This is a genomic window from Sporosarcina sp. P1 (assembly GCF_002743155.1).
GTDB classification, from domain to species: Bacteria; Bacillota; Bacilli; order Bacillales_A; family Planococcaceae; genus Sporosarcina; species Sporosarcina ureae_B.
In genome coordinates, this window is sequence record NZ_PDYS01000011.1 from 1 (window position 1) to 16,419 (window position 16,419).

The following is a 16,419-nucleotide window of genomic DNA, read 5'->3' on the forward strand; positions in this document are numbered from 1 at the left end:
GCCGACTCCTGAGGGATCAGCGTGCGTCTTGAGACCCTGGACGTAGCAAAGCGAAGGAAGCGGCTCAAGCCACGCCCCTCGGAAAGCGTGCCTTTCGGAGTGCAGGGAAACGCGGTGAGATAGTTATGTCTCAGCCTCCTTTGGATTTCTTATGTCCAAACGCACCCTTAGATGGGATAGTGGTTTAAACTCGTTAATCTGTGTTGCAGCCGGACGCGTGTGCTATGGGCGGGCGGTGAACCACTGATCCTCCCAAAATCACCTGCTGTAGCGAAGATTAACTTAGTAATTACAAATAAATCATGTTACGCAAACCCGCCCGATAGCTGAACCCCGCAAATAGATCTATAAAATTAATAACTTAAAAGTGTTCACAGAAGTATTACTAAATATGAAATAGCTACCATGTAAAGGTAGCCGGTTCTTCAACTAAGCATACATGGTCGTTCGTTTTCCAAGAAGAAATTTCATGGAATTTTCTTACTCTCCTGTAACAATTGAGATTCTCCTGTTCGCTCCCAAGATTCCACAGTTTCATACGCTTGCTTAGGAGAATACCCTTTGCCCACAAGTACCCCCATCAAGATAAACTCTTGAAAAACATGTGTTAAATTGATACCCCTTTTCACATCTTCTTGTGCTTCTTCGACTAAAAACTCTGTGTACCTAATCCAATCGTCAGGAGTTTTTTCTATATTTGATTCATTTTGCACATGACTATTCGTACGATTTTCAGTGTAAAGAAAATTGTACTTTGCGGCATGCTTAAGTTCATCAGTTAATATATCAAATACTATGTCTCGATTTTGACGATCCGGTAGACCTTTTCGTATTTCTCTATACTTTTCTACTGCTTTTAACTCGCCAAAAAGGGCTTGCTGAATTCCTTCTATATAGGAAGCTGGTTTCTTAAAATCCTCTGCAGTTACGTCCATTACTTCTTGACCAGTAAAATCTTTATACATTTTCTTAAACATTAAATTATGTCTAATCTCATCATCTCGAATGGATGAAATTATTTCTTTATCATCCTGTGTGGGAGCAACAGATATTAAGTACTCATAAAAAAGCCGGTCTTCCTTTTCTCCTTGAACCGCCTCAAACATCAATGCTAATGACTTTTGTAATGCTTCTGGATCGTATCCTTGATATATACTGTTCCCTAAATAGTACACAATTGTCCCCCTTATATATATTTTCATTCTTATCGTATGGGGTAAATTATGAATTGGTTACTAGTAGCCCATCTATTTTAAAGGTACCTCAATACCGTTAATACCCAAATTACCTAATATTACAGCACCCATAACAATGCCAGCACAGCACCATAATAATAATATCGATAACCATCTTACTAAATGCAATATTACATAAAATCGTTTATCGAGAACAAGAATTCTAAACTCTCTCCTTAATCAACCATATATGTACAATTCACTTCTACACAATATTTCATTACATAAAAAAACAGCTAGTTTTCACCCTAGCTGCCCTACTTATTTAATCACACCGTATGGAAATTCGTTCCGTCGGTAGTTTCTTCCACAATGCCAGCACGAATTACAAAGTCACCAAAGTGTTCCCCATCATTGCGTTCTTTCGCATAACGCTTTAATATAGGTCCTAATTCACCTAATATCTCTTCTTCACCAATATTCTCACGGTAGATCTTACTCAGGCGTTGCCCCGAAAAACCGCCACCTAAGTACATATTATACTTGCCTGGTCCTTTACCAATGAATCCGAGCTCTGCAATCGCTGGACGTGCACAGCCATTTGGACAACCCGTCATACGCGTCACGATTTCTTCATCTCCAAGCCCTGCTTCATCTAACAAGCCTTCGATTTTCGTGATCAATGAAGGTAGATATCGCTCTGCTTCTGCCATCGCCAACCCACATGTCGGCAGCGACACACATGCCATGGAGTTTCTACGTAATGCTGACTGCTCAGCTGATGACTCTAATCCATACTTCGCAATGATTTCTTCTATATTCTCTTTATTTGAAGCCGCTACATCACCTAATACTAAGTTTTGATTCGGACTCAAACGGAAATCACCTGTGTGGATTTCTGCAATTTCACGAAGTGCGGTCATCAGTTTATAGTTTTCCGTATCACGCACGCGACCGTTTTCAATGAAGAATGTATAATTCCAGTGTTCATTTTCAGCTGGTATCCAACCATAGCGATCGCCATTATGATCGAAGTGATAAGGGCGTGATTCTTCTAATTCCCAGCCAAGACGACTATGAAGTTCTTCAATTAACCAATCAAGTCCACGAGAATCAATCGTGTACTTGAATCGCGCATACTTTCGTACAGAGCGATTTCCGTTATCACGTTGGATCATCATCAAATGCTTCGCTACTTCTACCACTTGATCTGCAGGTATGAAGCCAATTAGACGACCTAACTGAGGATAGGTCTGCTCGTCGCCATGGGCCATTCCCATACCGCCACCAACTGCCACGTTAAAACCGACTAGTTTTTCGTCTTCTACTATAGCAATCAATCCAATATCTTGGGAGAATACATCGATATCATTCATTGGAGGAACTGCAATACCAATCTTGAACTTTCTCGGTAAGTACGTAGCACCATATATAGGTTCCACCTCTTCCCCTGCCGTATCCACAACCTTTTCCTCATCCAACCAAATTTCATGATAAGCCGTTGTTTGTGGCAATAAGTCTAAGCTTAATCGCTTCGACCACTCATAGACTTCCGTGTGAACCGATGACTGATTCGGATTTGGGCTGCACATGACGTTTCGGTTGACATCACCACAAGCTGCGATGGAATCCAGTAATGCATCATTCATTTCCTGGATATTCTTTTTCATATTCCATTTTAAAATACCGTGCATTTGGAACGCTTGGCGTGTCGTTAATTTTAATGTGCCATTACCATATTTATGTGCCAATTTATCCATAACAAGCCATTGTTTTGGCGTAGCGAAGCCAGCTGGTGTCCGCACGCGGATCATGAACTGATAGGCTGGCTCTAGCTTTTGACGCTGTCGCTCGACCCGCAGATCCCGGTCATCCTGCAGATAACTGCCGTGGAATTTCATCAGACGGTTATCATCATCTGGAATTCCTGAACTGATAGAATCATTCATCGTTTCAATGAGATTTCCTCGCAAGTAATCACTTTCAATTTTAATTTCTTCTACATCACTCGGTGCTCCATCTTGTATATGGATCGGTTTTGTTGTTGAAGACACGCTTCCACTCCCCTTCAAATTACTTAATAGACGTCTCTCTGATAGCGTTTTTCTTGAACTAACTGTGTTATGAATTGTTCGGCTTCTTCAAGTGATTTATCGCCTTCTTGCTGAAGGATTTCCAGCAAAGTCGCGTGGACGTCTTTTGCCATGTTCTGTTCATCACCGCATACATAAATCACTGCACCTTCTTCAATCCATTGATACAGTTCTCGACTCGCTTGTTTCATACGATGCTGCACATATACTTTTTCATCCGTATCACGTGAAAAAGCTACATCGAGACGTGTTAACATGCCATCCTTCACGTAATTTTGCCACTCAGTCTGATAATAAAAATCGGTCACATAATGCTGATCTCCAAAGAACAACCAAGACTTTCCTTCCGCTCCTGTTTCACTACGTTCTTCAATGAATGAACGGAATGGCGCGATACCCGTCCCTGGCCCTATCATAATGATGGGTGTTTCCAAATTAGCAGGCAAACGGAAATTATCATTTTTATGAATATAGATGGGTAATGTATCTCCCGGTTCAAGGTTTTCTGCACATTGGATAGAGCAAACGCCTTGTCTATCGCGGCCATGCGCTTCGTAACGAACAACACCAATTGTCAGATGGACTTCTTCAGGATTCGCTTCTAGGCTACTAGCAATTGAATATAATCTCGCGGGCAATTTACGAAGAATCCCCACCAGTTGTTGTTCTGAAGCTTCTACTGGTCCGAAGTCCGTTAATGCATCGTATACATCCCGTCCATCAACATACGCACGTAGTTCATCCGCATTTTCTTTATTTACAATTCGTTTCAACTCTTCCGACTTGGAGTAAGTAGATAGTTTTTCAAGTAGCGGTTTAGTTACTACGGTAATCTCTAAGTGATTCAGTAAAGCAATACGTAAAGCACGGCGTTCTCCTTGCGAGTTGATTTCAACCGTTTCTTCTGCATTCCAATTACCTAGCCTAATAATCTTATCGACTAAGTCGGAATTATTTGTTGGAAAAATCCCTACACTATCTCCTGGTTTATATGTCAATCCAGAACCTTCCAATGAAATTTCTATATGACGCGTCTCTTTATTTGAACCTCGACCGTTTAGGTTAATATTTTCAAGTACTTCTGCTTTAAATGGATTTGTGCGTGAGTACTGAGTGGAGGATGAAGCTTCAACTTCTACACTAGCTGCCGCTGATTGGCCGCCCGTATGAATTTCCAATGAGACTTCCACTGCCGCTAACCACTGTGCTGCAGGCTCATCATAATCCAAATCACACTCTACACGCGGTGCTAACTGAATAGCACCGAGTTCGGCTAGTTTCTGATCAAAATCAGCACCTGTCTTACAGAAAAATTCGTACGAGCTATCGCCCAGTGCCAATACAGAATAATGAAGATGATCTAGTTTTGGCGCACGTTTACCATGCAAGAACTCAAAGAATGGTAAAGCTGTGTCAGGTGGATCTCCTTCTCCATGTGTACTGACGACCAGCAATAGGTTTTCAATTTTCTTCAGATTATTTGGTTTAAAATCATTCATGGACTGGATTGTTACATTAAAAGATTGTTCTTTTAACTTGGCAGCTGCTCGTTCTGCTATTCCCTGTCCGTTACCTGTTTGTGATCCGTAAAGAACAGTTATTTCTTTTATCGCTGTCGGAACTTCGATGGCGGGACGTTCTAACACAGCGACGCCAGCCGATGGTACTGAAGCTGAACTGACAGCCGTTAAATAACCACTCAACCAACTTTGCTGTGTTTCTGTAATGTTCGGTAATAAACGATTGAGCAATTCTACTTGTTCTTCACTAAAAGGACTGTTCGATACTTGTAACGCCATATTCATCACCCTCGCAACCTCTTATTGTATTTTTATTATGGCTTAATGTTGTAGAAAATCTGACTAAACTGACAACTTTTTTAAGATGGTTTCATTGTATTATGATTATTCCTATTAGTCAAGTAGGTATTTAATATAGAATGAATTGACAGTTTCCGAGTAGTGATTTGTGCTTCGCAAGAGACGTGTTCCCTACGTACTCACTAGTTAAACTACTACATCTATCAAACATAAACTTTGAACTTAGATATACGTAAAAAAGAATGCCCTGTTGAAGTGAAGTAACTTCTAGGACATTCTCGTTTAGTTAATTCGATAGTTTTACGTTAGTGTGCTTACCTGTTCTTCGTATCCAGGCAGCTACTAAGATGAGGATTAGTAAACCGAGTTGTGCCATAATCGTTTCATAGGTCGGATAAAAACCAATTAAGTCAATTATCGGCAATCTGGGTTGTACCGTTGTGTTGATCACGTTCGTCAACTGCAACGTATGCAGACTGACACCAATAATCTTGAAAGCCAGTACGTAGATCAAAATCGTCGCTACTGCAAAGAAGCGATGGATCGGAATACGATGGCTGAGCTTCATGAAGACGACCGCAACGATCGCCAATATGATAATAGCTAGCAATATCCCCATCACAAATTCCAGAGTAGACATTTTCGGCGCAATTCCTGCATAGAAGACAATCGTTTCCGCACCTTCTCTAAATACAGAAAGGAAACTGACCGATGCCATGGCGAATACACTACCTTTTGAAATTGCTTGACCCATTTGCTTAGATATATATCGATTCCACGAGGCGATATTAGATTTTTGATGCATCCAAATGCCGACACCAATCATTAGTGCAGCAGCTACTAGTCCAACATAACCTTCCATTATTTCACGGTCATTACCAATCGTGAGAGATTGCAATACCGTGGACATCATGATCGCTACTACCATACTAAGCATCATGCCAGCACTTGCTCCAACAAACACCCATTTACGCATAGCTTGTTGATTAGCACTAGTTAAGAATGATAATAGTGCCATAATAATCAGCAATGCTTCGAGACCTTCACGTAATAAAATCAGTGCAGAGTCCCAAAAACTGAAACTATCATTTGTTTGCAGTAAGGCAATCTGTTGTTTGAAATTTTGTAACTGACGATCGGCATTTTTAAGATCATAACCACTATTTGACAATTGTCCAATCATCAAAGGTAGTTCATTTTCAAGCTCTGTATAAAGAGAGGCATTTTTCGTACGCACTTCCCCTTCTACATTCGGCCAAATTTTAATGAACTCACTCAATGATTTCTTCGCGTTATCAAGCTCTCCATTTTGTAAGAAGTCTGAGCTTTCATCTAACAGTGCAATCAATGTGGTCAAAGAATAGTCTTCAGTCGCTGTCTCTTTCAACGTCCCCTCGACAAACTGATCTACCGTGACAGTTAATTCATCAAATTGTGTCCGCAACATATTAAGGTCAGGTTCTTCCTCCGCCAACGTGATTCTCATGAATGCCATAGCCGTTTCAATTGCACCATACGCTGAAATACTTTGCTCTCGCACTGGACGTTCATTGCGTGTCCAAGTAGAAATGAACTGTTGATTGGCTTGTTCGATTTCTTCAAGTGAACCCGACTCAATTGATAATCGCAAGTCCGCGAGCGACGATTCCATCGCTTTTCCAAACTTCTCACGTTCCGCTTGTTCGTCAACTGGATTTTCTGACATTTCCAATTCATGTACTGCTTTAGATAATGAACTCAATAACACTCCGCGTGTTTCCGAGTCAGCCTGTATTGCTTTTTTTAACGTTTTATCGATTTCTTTCGTGTACCGCGAACTCTCCAGATTCTGTTGTTGCCAAATCGTTTCGAATTCTCGTAAAGATGTCAGTGCTTCTGCATCGTTCGATTTCTTAGTTTGCATAATCGAATCACTAATGGAAATATAGAGGTCACTATAATTTGTTTCCGTTTCAGCGAACGCTTGACGGATTGGCATGAATAGAACGATTAACATAACTGCAATCCATTTATATAATTGAGAAGAGTGAGTCACCGATAAAGCCTCCCTTTTGAATCCCAGGGAAGCAGGCGAATAGCGCACTGCCGCGATGAGTAATATATTCATTTAATTTATCTTCACGACCAAAACTATTTTGGATTGCGATAAATTGTTCGGGATCTTTTTGGAACGAGATGAACAATAAACCTGCATCAAATGTACCTGTTGAATCCATAACGCCCGAACTATAGGAGAATGATCGACGTAAAATTTTCTTTTTGGATTTCTTAGCCAACCGCACATGGGAAGTTTGGGAGATAACATACTCACCATTTGCATCTTTTTCATCCAAGTCTACTTCGTCCGTTTCTTTTTCTTTACCTATTGGCGCTCCCGTATCACGATGACGGCCAAATGTAGCTTCTTGTTCCCGCAAAGCTGTTCTGTCCCATGTTTCTAAATGCATCTGAACTCGACGGACAGCCATGTACGTACCATTGGTCATCCAACTTTTTGATTGACCAGCATCTATCCAAGCGACTTCATTCATTTCAGCTTCTTTAGATCCATTAGGATTAACTGAACCATCTTTAAATGCAAATAAATTTCTTGGTGTTTCTTTTTTCTTCCCTTTCATTGGATAGGAATTAAAACCTGCTTGTGTCCATTTTAATGACACTTTCCCTGAAGCTATACGCACTAAGTTTCGAACTGCATGGAACGCAACTTGCGGATCATCTGCACAGGCTTGAATACAAATATCTCCACCCGTATAAGTTGGATCTAGTTGATCTTTCGGGAAGTGCGGCAAATCTTTCAGTTCAGAAGGCTTTTTTGATGCTAAGCCTATAGATTCTTTTTCAAATAGTGACGGACCTACACCAAACGTCAACGTTAAATTGGAAGCATCCAATCCGACTGCTTCTCCTGTATCTTTTGCCGGAATGAGCATATTAGAAGTCTGACCATCAATCTGTTCACCATTCATCATGCGAACAGCAATGGGAGTCCACGTTTTAAATAGATCCATTAATTCTTGTTGTGAATGTACCAAGACATTTAACGAAGCAAAATATACATAACCTTGGCATTCAGTCGCAATTCCGGATTGGTGCTTTCCATAGAAATTAATCTTGTTTTTTGAGAGTGGATTATCTTCTTCCTCTACCATTCCGAATACTTTGAGAACACTGCCAAGACCTGATGCTCCGATCGCTACACCCGCTGCACCTGCTCCTGTATACTTCAGCATTTGACGACGTGAAATTTTCTTTTCATAGAATTTCTCTTCCGTTTGGTCCGTCATGGTATCACTCCGTTACGATGCCCATCATACTTAATGGTTCACCTAATTGATTTACCGCTTCTGAAAGCGATTTTGTATCTTCTTTTGTTAATTCTTCATACGATATATAGCCGCCATTTCCATCTTCATATTCAGCAAGTAGACTATTAATTGTTCGGAATTTCGTTTCAAGTTCATCGACTAGTTGCTGATCTTTCTCTGCCATCTTATCCTTTAGAATTTCATAAATTTTTTCTGCACCTTCAATATTAGCTTTAAAATCATATAGATCGGTGTGAGAATAAATTTCTTCTTCACCAGTTATTTTAGAAGTAGAAACTTCATTCAGTAAATCGACTGCTCCCGTGATCATCAAGTCAGGTGATACTTCAACTGTTTCTACTCGTGCACGCAGTTCCTTTGCATCCTTAAGTAATTGATCCGCAACATCTGCGTACCCTTCGGTTGTATTCTCCACCCATAGACCGTACTCGATTTTATGATAGCCAGACCATTCTTCTTCTCCTTGCCCCTCTTCTTGAACATCTGCAAGGCGTGCATCGATTCGTGGATCTAAGTCTCCAAAGCTTTCTGCAATCGGTTCAGAGCGTTCAAAATACATTCTAGCAAGAGGATAGATTTTCTTTGCTTCTTCTATATCTCCCGCTTTAACAGCTGTGACGAATTTTTCTGTGCCCATAACGAATTCATCCATTTGTTCAAGCGCAAACTCTTTATACGCATCTGTTTCAACAGTTAAGTCGACTTCTTCAGTTGCTGCTGGTGCTTTTCCCGTAGATTCTTCAGCTGCTCCACAACCTGATAGTAAAATTCCTGTTGTTAAAACGAAAGCTGTTACTATTTTTTGTTTCATATTTATTCCTACTTCCCAAAGTTTAGTTTTCTGTTATCAATGATAATCGTTCTCAAATGAATGTCAATAGGAAATTAAAGGAGAAATATGTATCTTTCTAGTATTTATTGTATTTTTAGAAAATATACGAGATACTATATTTAACTAGATAATTCCTGTTAGGATATTTTCATCCTTGATATTCTGTAACATATAATGTATTAATCAGTCTACTTAGTAACTATTACGAAAGGAGGGAATTAGTATGAAAAGAACAGTTAGTAAGCAACAATTCACTTTCTTGCAACAAGAGTTTTCTTTTCTACAACAGCAAGGCAAAATGAAAGAAGCAGATGTCAACGAAATGCTCTCGCTATATGAATCTAAGGGTGGCACTAATTTCGTGAGAATCTTGCTGGCTTTTGGGGCTATATTAGTGGGGATAGGCATACTGAGTTTTATCGCAGGTAACTGGGCTGGACTAACGCCTTTCTTTAAGTTTGGATTAATTGTCGTTGGCATGATCTTGGCATACATCGCAGGATACAAGCTTGAAAGCAATTACGAAAGAACGTCCCGCAGTATGTATTATATAGGAGCTGCCATTTTTGGAGCCGGGATATTTCTAATTGGTCAGAGCTTTCATTTACAACATACCGTATATACAGATTTCCTATTATGGGGTATCGGAATCTTGCCACTTGCCTATTATTTAAAAGATCAATTGCTCGCTGTGTTTGCAAGTGCATTTTTTATTATCTACAGTTTTAGTGCTTTCTCTGCCTATGAAGTTGGAAGCTTTGGTCCTTTCTGGTTGCTACTATTGATTCCTCTACTATTTTGGATGAATGAAACACGATTCGGAAGAAAAAGCTCATTGTTTGTTATGAATGTATTGCTTAGTGCGGCTTTTATCGTCAATATGCTAGAATTCTTCCATATTGAGGAATGGATTTCCGTATTGATTGTCTTTGTATTAGGCGTACTTCTTGCACTCGCACCTTTTCAACATTATCGTACAGAGTCCTCTTGGACGGGTTCCGTACTATTTGGAATTACGGGTATTATGCTGACTTTCCCGTTCATATGGAATGATTTACGATTTGGTGATGCTGTACCTTATATCTTCACCGCTGTATTCATTATCTTATTGATTTATCTTCTAAAGAAAGACAGTTTACCTGCTATTTTGATCACGTGTGCGTTAATCTACCGTTATTACACGGATATCACATATGACTTCATGCCAAAGTCATTATTTTTCATCGTAGGCGGTTTGCTGTTGATTGGCTTTGGATTCTGGTTTGAAAAATCAAGACGAGAGACGGTGAAACGTCATGAAGAATAAACGGAATCTATTTCTTGTTGCTTTAATAGTCCCAATTATCCTTCTCCTAGCGATGACTTGGAAGCCTTTATATACAATGAATACAGGTAAAACCATCACATTGGAAACAGTACCTGTCGATCCGCGCGACATTCTTTATGGTGATTATGTTAGTCTCCAATTTGCGATTGAAGAATTCTCCAAAGAAAGACTTGATCCGGCGCTTATTAAAGAATTCTCCAAACATGATACTGGTAAATTGACGGTATATGCCGTTTTAGAACAAGATGAAGGAAATTTATACGGGTTGAAGACCGTTACACATAAGAAACCAAGTGACGGTCTATTTTTAAAAGGAGATATGTATTATTACGGCGAACACAGTATCGATGAAAATCAAATGTATTTCGCAAACTTCCTTCCCGATCGTTTCTATGTAGCTGAGAATACGGGAATGCAGTTAGAGGATTTATCACGCAAAGGTCAATTGCTCGCAGATATAAAAGTTCGTGATGGCTTTGCTGTGTTAGAAGATGTACGGCCTAAATAGGTCACTTTATCAAAGTAGCGGAAGCCGTTGCTGGAGGTCGTGGAATACACGATTTCTAGCAACGGCTTTTTAGTTTGTATTATTTTTGAAGATAGTGAGAAATCGACTGTTGGATGTAGGGCAGTTCATATAGTTCATTCTCAAGAAATACATGATATCGCTTGTTTTTAGGCATTTTCTCACAAAGACTTGAATTTGTAACTATTTATTCTGTTTATATACTATTCAAAACTCCTACTTTTACGTATAATTTAAGTAATTCACTAAAGGAGCTGGAGCTGAACTTGAAGCCTATTTCAAAATTAGCATCAAAAATTTTTGTCGTAGTCCTTTTTGTCATGGCCATTGCTGCAGGTGCCACTTGGAACTATTTACAATCCACTGGGGGAAAAGAAGTTTCTTTTGCCCAGATGGAAAAACTGATTGCTGAACAATCAGATGCTAGTGTCTTATTAAACGAAACAGCCAAAGGTAAATTATCAATCATTGTAGATAACACAACATACAGCACGATGGTGCGTCCACAGAGTACATTAGTGGATGACTTGGTACAGAAATATAATGTAACTTATCAATATAAAGCAGCAAGTTCGATGGGTAGCTGGATTTTTGGTGGGCTTGTCCTGGCAGCTCTTTTGACACTTTTCATTCTGCATAAAAAAGGCAAGCTCAATATTGGTGCGTCGGCTATGAAGCATCAAGCGTCAAAAGCGACTCCTCTTCCTGATATTACAATGGACAATATTGGTGGAATCCCTCAAGAAATGAAAGAAGAAATCCTCCAAACGTTAGAAGTATTCAAAAACCCTGAAGTTGCAAATGAAATGGGCATTGCATTGCCTCAAGGTATTTTACTATATGGACCTCCGGGAACAGGTAAAACATTACTAGCTCAAGCTATCGCAAAAGAAATAGGAGCTACTTTTTATTCTTCTAGCGGAGCAGCCTTTACAGAATTATTTGTAGGTGTTGGAGCTTCACGGGTACGTACACTTTTTGAAAATGCCCGCAAACAACGCCCTGCTGTTATCTTCATAGACGAAGTAGATGCATTGGCTGGAAAGAGAAAAGAACATGGTGGAGAAGAATCGGAAAAGACGTTAACCGAACTACTTGTTCAACTTGACGGTGGTAATGATAATGACGGTGTGTTATTCATTGCAGCTACGAATCGAAAAGATATGCTGGATGATGCCTTCTTACGTCCAGGACGTATCGACTTTACGTTTCACGTTCAATTGCCAGATACAAAAGGACGTCGCGAAATTATCGATATCCACACAAACGGCAAAACGTTGGCTCCTAATGTAGCAGCGTCTCTCGATACACTTGCAGACAGCACGTCAGGTTTTTCTGGTGCAGAAATAAGCAGCTTGTTCGAAACAGCCAGCCGCCGTGCCATTCGCGAAGGTCGGAAATTAATCGAGAAGCATGATTTGGATTTTGCAATTGACCGGACAATCCTTGGAAATACAGCACGCACATTAAGCGACCAAGAAACGAAGCGTCGTGTAGCCATTCATGAATCCGGACACGCCATCGTCGCTGCTCTTACAAAGCCAGGTTCGGTTAGAAAAGCAACCATTATTCCAAGAGGTCAAGCACTCGGTTATGTAGCCCCAATTCAAAAGGAATTGCATTTATCTACAGCTAGCGAATTGCTCGACCAAGTCAGTATGATCCTAGCAGGTGGCATTGCAGAGCGTCTATATTTGGGTGAGCATAGTATCGGCGTTGGAGGCGATGTGGAACAGGCCAAGGATATTCTTGAGCGTATGGTGAATACGGGTTTGTTCCAAGAAGGATTTTCTTTACTCTTCAATAAAGCGGAAAAAGAAGAAAAAATGCAAATGCTATTTAACCAAGCTGCAAAAAAAACAGAAATGCTCATTAAAGAGCATGCATATCAATTTGAAGAGTTAGTCAATGCACTATATAAAGAAGAAACACTTGAAGGTGATGAAGTACAGCGCATCGTCGAGTTATCGACTCCTAAAGATGCGGTAGTATTTATCTAATAGCAAAACAGCGATCATCTGGATGATCGCTGTTTTTGTTTTGCGTTGGTTAAAGGGACTTCTCTAACTTCATAGGCCATCCATCTTTGATTCGCAATGAAATCAACGGTTCCGGAACGGGCGCATGTGGTCGCACATTACGGAATATAAACTTCTTATAAAGTACCGATATGATCAAAGTCGCTTCGAGCATCGCAAATCGCGAACCGATGCAACTGCGGGAACCGCCACCAAATGGAAAATAACTAAATGGCGCATACTTATTACCTGCTGCAAACCGATCCGGGTCAAATGCACCAGGATTCGGGAACACCTCTTCATTTCGATGAACCGCATACGGACAGATCATAAACGTGCTTCCCTTTTTGAAAGTTCTTCCAAACATCTCAACAGGTTCGTTAAGTTCGCGGTAAATCAACCAAGCAGGCGGATAAAGACGCAAGCCTTCTTCAATAACTTGCTGTGTATATGGTAATTCCCGCATCCAATTAAATGGACTCCCTGTCATGTCCGCAGTATTCAATTCGACCAACAAACGTTTCTCTACTTTTGAGTGCCCCGCAATTTCAGCAAATAACCAGCCCAATAAGTTCGCTGTTGTTTCATGTCCCGCAAGCAACATCGTCATCATCTGATCACGCACTTCTTTATCTGACAATTTGTTTCCATCCTCGTCTGTCACCGCCATCATCAAGCCCAGCAAGGAATCTTTAAACCACCCAGGGTGCTCTTTTGCAGCAATTAACACATCGCTAATCATTGCTTCAAGTGTCTGGATTGCTTCCTTATGCTTCAAATTGGCTTTAGTCGGAACAGAAGCTGGAATCATCACAGGACTAAATAAAATTTTGATACTTTGCTCAATCGTTGTCGTGACGGCGTCCGCAAGCTCTTTCTCTTCTGCCGAGACATCTGTCGAAAACATTGTTCGTGTAATGATTGATAATGTCAACCGCATCATAACCGTGTGTATATCTACTTCCTCTTCATGTTCAAGTCGATCGACTAACTTCTCCGTTTCGTCAATGATGGAATAGGCATAGCGTTCCAGTACCTCTTTATAAAACGCTGGTTGAATATATTTCTTCTGCTTCGCATGCCGCTCACCTTCCGTCGTCAGTAGACCTTCTCCCACTGTTCTTTGCAACACGGTCGTTGTTCGTCCTTTAATAAATGACTGATCTTGACGAATCAAAATTTCCCGAATAGCTTCAGGACTGTTGACCACAAATGTTGGGGAAATGCCCGTCTTCAATGAAATCACATCACCAAGCGGCTCTACTCGCATAAAGAAAGCAATCGGATCACGCACGAATTCCAAATAGTTCTGTAATCGTGGTGTCGCAATATCTTGTACAGTGACCATGAACTCTCCTCCACAATTATCATAATGTATTACTTCTCCATCTCCTGTATGTATGCAGTATTTCTGGATATGCTAGTAAAAAGGAGGTGGGTCAATTGGCAAAAGACGTATTATGTGAAGTAACGAACTGTCATTTTTGGGAATCGGGTAATCAATGTGGTGCAGATGAAATCAAAGTGATCTCTCGAAAAGGTAAAAAAGCAAAAGACTCAGCCGAAACAGATTGTGGTACGTTCCTTCCAAAAGGATGATCCGCTACGCAGCAGCCACGCTTTTATGCTTGGCTGCTGTTTTATTGTACTACCGGTAAACATCACTACTCAGTTCACGACAATCACTTTAACTTAAACGTAGCAGTACAATGAGCAACTAACTCGTCCTTCTCATTGAATAGTGTTCCTTCAACCAAAGCTGTAGAGCGTGTTCTATTAATAATGGCAGCTTTTGAATAAACCGCTTCCTGAACGACCGGCTTTAAGAATTGCGTTGTCATTTGAATCGTCATAACATCATTTGCACCCATTGAACGACAAAGCATTCCCATCGTCGTATCGAGAACGGACATATACATACCACCGTGAATAGTTCCGCGTACATTATCATAATCTTGACGATAAGGTAAATATAATTCCACATGACCCGCTTCTAATTTTTGTGTCTGCAGACCAGCAAATTTCCAAAAAGGGCTTGTTTCGAAATCTTGTCGAACTTGTTCTAAATATTCCACTGTTGTATCGTTCATTTCATTACCTCCAGAAAATGTAGTAATTGTTTTATATACCATATCGTAAAGACGTTCTGCCGACAATTCAAAGCATTTTATCATTTGCTATAAAAACGCTGTTTTCTAATATTTTTCAATAAAAAGTATATATTTTTTATTCTTTTTCCTTTATAATGAAATCAATTTCATAAGTTTTTTAATTTAGGAAGAGTACTTGAGCATTATGCCAATCCAATCACCTGTTATGTAATGGAATAGAATACATCCCTATTCTTATATCAACAAGCGAAACAGAGTAAAGGTCCCTCTCCAATCTGTCATGTTTGTATTATTTCATGTGGATTGGAAAGGGGCTTTTTTATGTGAATATGCTTATAAACACTTTATTTGGAAAGGACGGATGTTACGGTTGGAAAATAAGCTGAAGCTCTACGGCTTTAACAACCTCACCAAAACTCTTAGCTTCAACATTTACGATGTGAGCTATGCAAAAAGTAGAAGAGAGCAAAGTGAGTATATCGCCTATATAGATGAGCAATACAATTCGGAACGGTTAACAAAAATCCTTTACGATGTCACAGAGATGATTGGTGCGCATGTATTGAATGTCAGTAAACAAGATTACGACCCACAAGGCGCTAGTGTAACGTTGATGATTTCAGAGGAAAAGTTCCCTGCATCACAAATTGATCCTTCTTGTAATCAAGGTGCGATTCCCATCTTGCCGGATAAAGATTCTGTCGTCAGTCATTTAGACAAAAGCCACGTGACCGTCCATACGTATCCCGAATATCATCCCGATAACTCCATTGCGACATTTCGAGTTGATATAGATGTGTCGACATGTGGAGAGATTTCTCCATTGAACGCGCTCGACTACCTGATCGGAAGCTTTGATTCGGATATTATTACCGCGGATTATCGTGTGCGTGGATTTACACGGTCAGTCGACGGCAAAAAACTCTTTATGGATCATGCAATTACATCCATTCAAGACTTCATTGACGAGAAAACATTGCAAAGGTATGATGCGATCGATATAAATGTTTACCAAGCGAATATCTTCCATACAAAATTACTCATTAAAGAGATTGATTTACAAGATTATTTATTCAACAAAGATGTTTCAGAATTACCGCCAAAAGAACGCCTTCAAATCTCTCATAATCTTCGCAAAGAGATGATTGAAATCTACAGCGGTTCCAACGTCTATGAAAACGAGTGAGG

General features: G+C 40.1%; 13 protein-coding genes. 5 read left to right on the forward strand and 8 right to left on the reverse strand.

The genetic code is table 11. The annotated features are described in order from the left end of the window. Positions 1-467: 467 nt before the first annotated feature. From CSV73_RS16735 to efeO, 6 genes are all read right to left on the reverse strand, one after another. Complete coding sequence (locus CSV73_RS16735) at positions 468-1,175, reverse strand: ferritin-like domain-containing protein (RefSeq protein WP_233202887.1); 708 nt, start codon at positions 1,173-1,175, stop codon at positions 468-470. Positions 1,176-1,504: 329 nt separating this feature from the next. Beyond that, the gene (cysI, locus tag CSV73_RS11340; RefSeq protein WP_099627637.1) at positions 1,505-3,229 is read right to left on the reverse strand and encodes an assimilatory sulfite reductase (NADPH) hemoprotein subunit; all 1,725 of its coding nucleotides are present in this window, start codon (positions 3,227-3,229) and stop codon (positions 1,505-1,507) included. A gap of 23 nt (positions 3,230-3,252) precedes the next feature. Further along, a complete protein-coding gene (locus CSV73_RS11345) occupies positions 3,253-5,067 on the reverse strand; it encodes an assimilatory sulfite reductase (NADPH) flavoprotein subunit (RefSeq protein ID WP_199093089.1) in 1,815 nt (604 codons plus the stop codon). 307 nt (positions 5,068-5,374) lie between these two features. Continuing rightward, entirely contained in the window at positions 5,375-7,123 is a 1,749-nt protein-coding gene (locus tag CSV73_RS11350; RefSeq protein WP_233202888.1) for an FTR1 family iron permease, read from the reverse strand. Continuing rightward, a complete protein-coding gene (efeB, locus tag CSV73_RS11355) occupies positions 7,098-8,375 on the reverse strand; it encodes an iron uptake transporter deferrochelatase/peroxidase subunit (RefSeq protein ID WP_099627638.1) in 1,278 nt (425 codons plus the stop codon). Before efeB ends, CSV73_RS11350 begins: the two co-directional genes overlap by 26 nt. A 4-nt stretch (positions 8,376-8,379) precedes the next feature. Further along, the gene (gene efeO, locus CSV73_RS11360; RefSeq protein ID WP_099627639.1) at positions 8,380-9,228 is read right to left on the reverse strand and encodes an iron uptake system protein EfeO; all 849 of its coding nucleotides are present in this window, start codon (positions 9,226-9,228) and stop codon (positions 8,380-8,382) included. 244 nt (positions 9,229-9,472) lie between these two features. Here efeO and CSV73_RS11365 point away from each other — a divergent pair, with 244 nt between their 5' ends. The 3 genes from CSV73_RS11365 (at position 9,473) to CSV73_RS11375 (ending at position 13,102) form a co-directional block, all read left to right on the forward strand. Continuing rightward, positions 9,473-10,555 (forward strand): DUF2157 domain-containing protein, encoded by a 1,083-nt coding sequence (locus tag CSV73_RS11365; RefSeq protein ID WP_099627640.1) that lies wholly within the window; start codon positions 9,473-9,475, stop codon positions 10,553-10,555. After that, positions 10,545-11,084: a GDYXXLXY domain-containing protein gene (locus CSV73_RS11370; RefSeq protein WP_085131681.1), complete on the forward strand. Its 540-nt coding sequence runs from the start codon at positions 10,545-10,547 to the stop codon at positions 11,082-11,084. Before CSV73_RS11365 ends, CSV73_RS11370 begins: the two co-directional genes overlap by 11 nt. Before the next feature lie 284 nt (positions 11,085-11,368). Continuing rightward, positions 11,369-13,102, forward strand: a complete 1,734-nt coding sequence (locus CSV73_RS11375; RefSeq protein WP_099627641.1) for an AAA family ATPase — start codon at positions 11,369-11,371, stop codon at positions 13,100-13,102. A 49-nt stretch (positions 13,103-13,151) separates the two neighbouring features. Here the strand turns inward: CSV73_RS11375 and CSV73_RS11380 are convergent, their stop codons facing one another. Continuing rightward, positions 13,152-14,468, reverse strand: a complete 1,317-nt coding sequence (locus tag CSV73_RS11380) for a cytochrome P450 (protein WP_099627642.1) — start codon at positions 14,466-14,468, stop codon at positions 13,152-13,154. Positions 14,469-14,563: 95 nt separating this feature from the next. Between CSV73_RS11380 and CSV73_RS11385 the strand changes: the two genes are divergently transcribed. Beyond that, positions 14,564-14,719 (forward strand): DUF1540 domain-containing protein, encoded by a 156-nt coding sequence (locus tag CSV73_RS11385; RefSeq protein WP_085131684.1) that lies wholly within the window; start codon positions 14,564-14,566, stop codon positions 14,717-14,719. Positions 14,720-14,802: 83 nt separating this feature from the next. Here the strand turns inward: CSV73_RS11385 and CSV73_RS11390 are convergent, their stop codons facing one another. After that, positions 14,803-15,210, reverse strand: a complete 408-nt coding sequence (locus CSV73_RS11390) for a PaaI family thioesterase (RefSeq protein ID WP_085131685.1) — start codon at positions 15,208-15,210, stop codon at positions 14,803-14,805. Between the two features lie 382 nt (positions 15,211-15,592). On the opposite strand from CSV73_RS11390, the gene speD reads away from it, so the two are divergent. Continuing rightward, positions 15,593-16,417 carry an adenosylmethionine decarboxylase gene (gene speD, locus CSV73_RS11395; RefSeq protein WP_099627643.1) on the forward strand — a complete coding sequence of 275 codons (825 nt, stop codon included), beginning with the start codon at positions 15,593-15,595 and terminating at the stop codon, positions 16,415-16,417. Positions 16,418-16,419 lie beyond the last annotated feature (2 nt).

Bases quoted from the DNA above. Each gene is read 5' to 3' on its own strand.
- CSV73_RS11370 (WP_085131681.1), top strand. From the start codon at position 10,545: ATGAAGAATAAACGGAATCTATTTCTTGTTGCTTTAATAGTCCCAATT.
- speD (WP_099627643.1), top strand. From the start codon at position 15,593: ATGTTACGGTTGGAAAATAAGCTGAAGCTCTACGGCTTTAACAACCTC.
- efeO (WP_099627639.1), bottom strand. From the start codon at position 9,228: ATGAAACAAAAAATAGTAACAGCTTTCGTTTTAACAACAGGAATTTTA.
- CSV73_RS11365 (WP_099627640.1), top strand. From the start codon at position 9,473: ATGAAAAGAACAGTTAGTAAGCAACAATTCACTTTCTTGCAACAAGAG.
- efeB (WP_099627638.1), bottom strand. From the start codon at position 8,375: ATGACGGACCAAACGGAAGAGAAATTCTATGAAAAGAAAATTTCACGT.
- CSV73_RS11345 (WP_199093089.1), bottom strand. From the start codon at position 5,067: ATGGCGTTACAAGTATCGAACAGTCCTTTTAGTGAAGAACAAGTAGAA.
- CSV73_RS11380 (WP_099627642.1), bottom strand. From the start codon at position 14,468: ATGGTCACTGTACAAGATATTGCGACACCACGATTACAGAACTATTTG.
- CSV73_RS11390 (WP_085131685.1), bottom strand. From the start codon at position 15,210: ATGAACGATACAACAGTGGAATATTTAGAACAAGTTCGACAAGATTTC.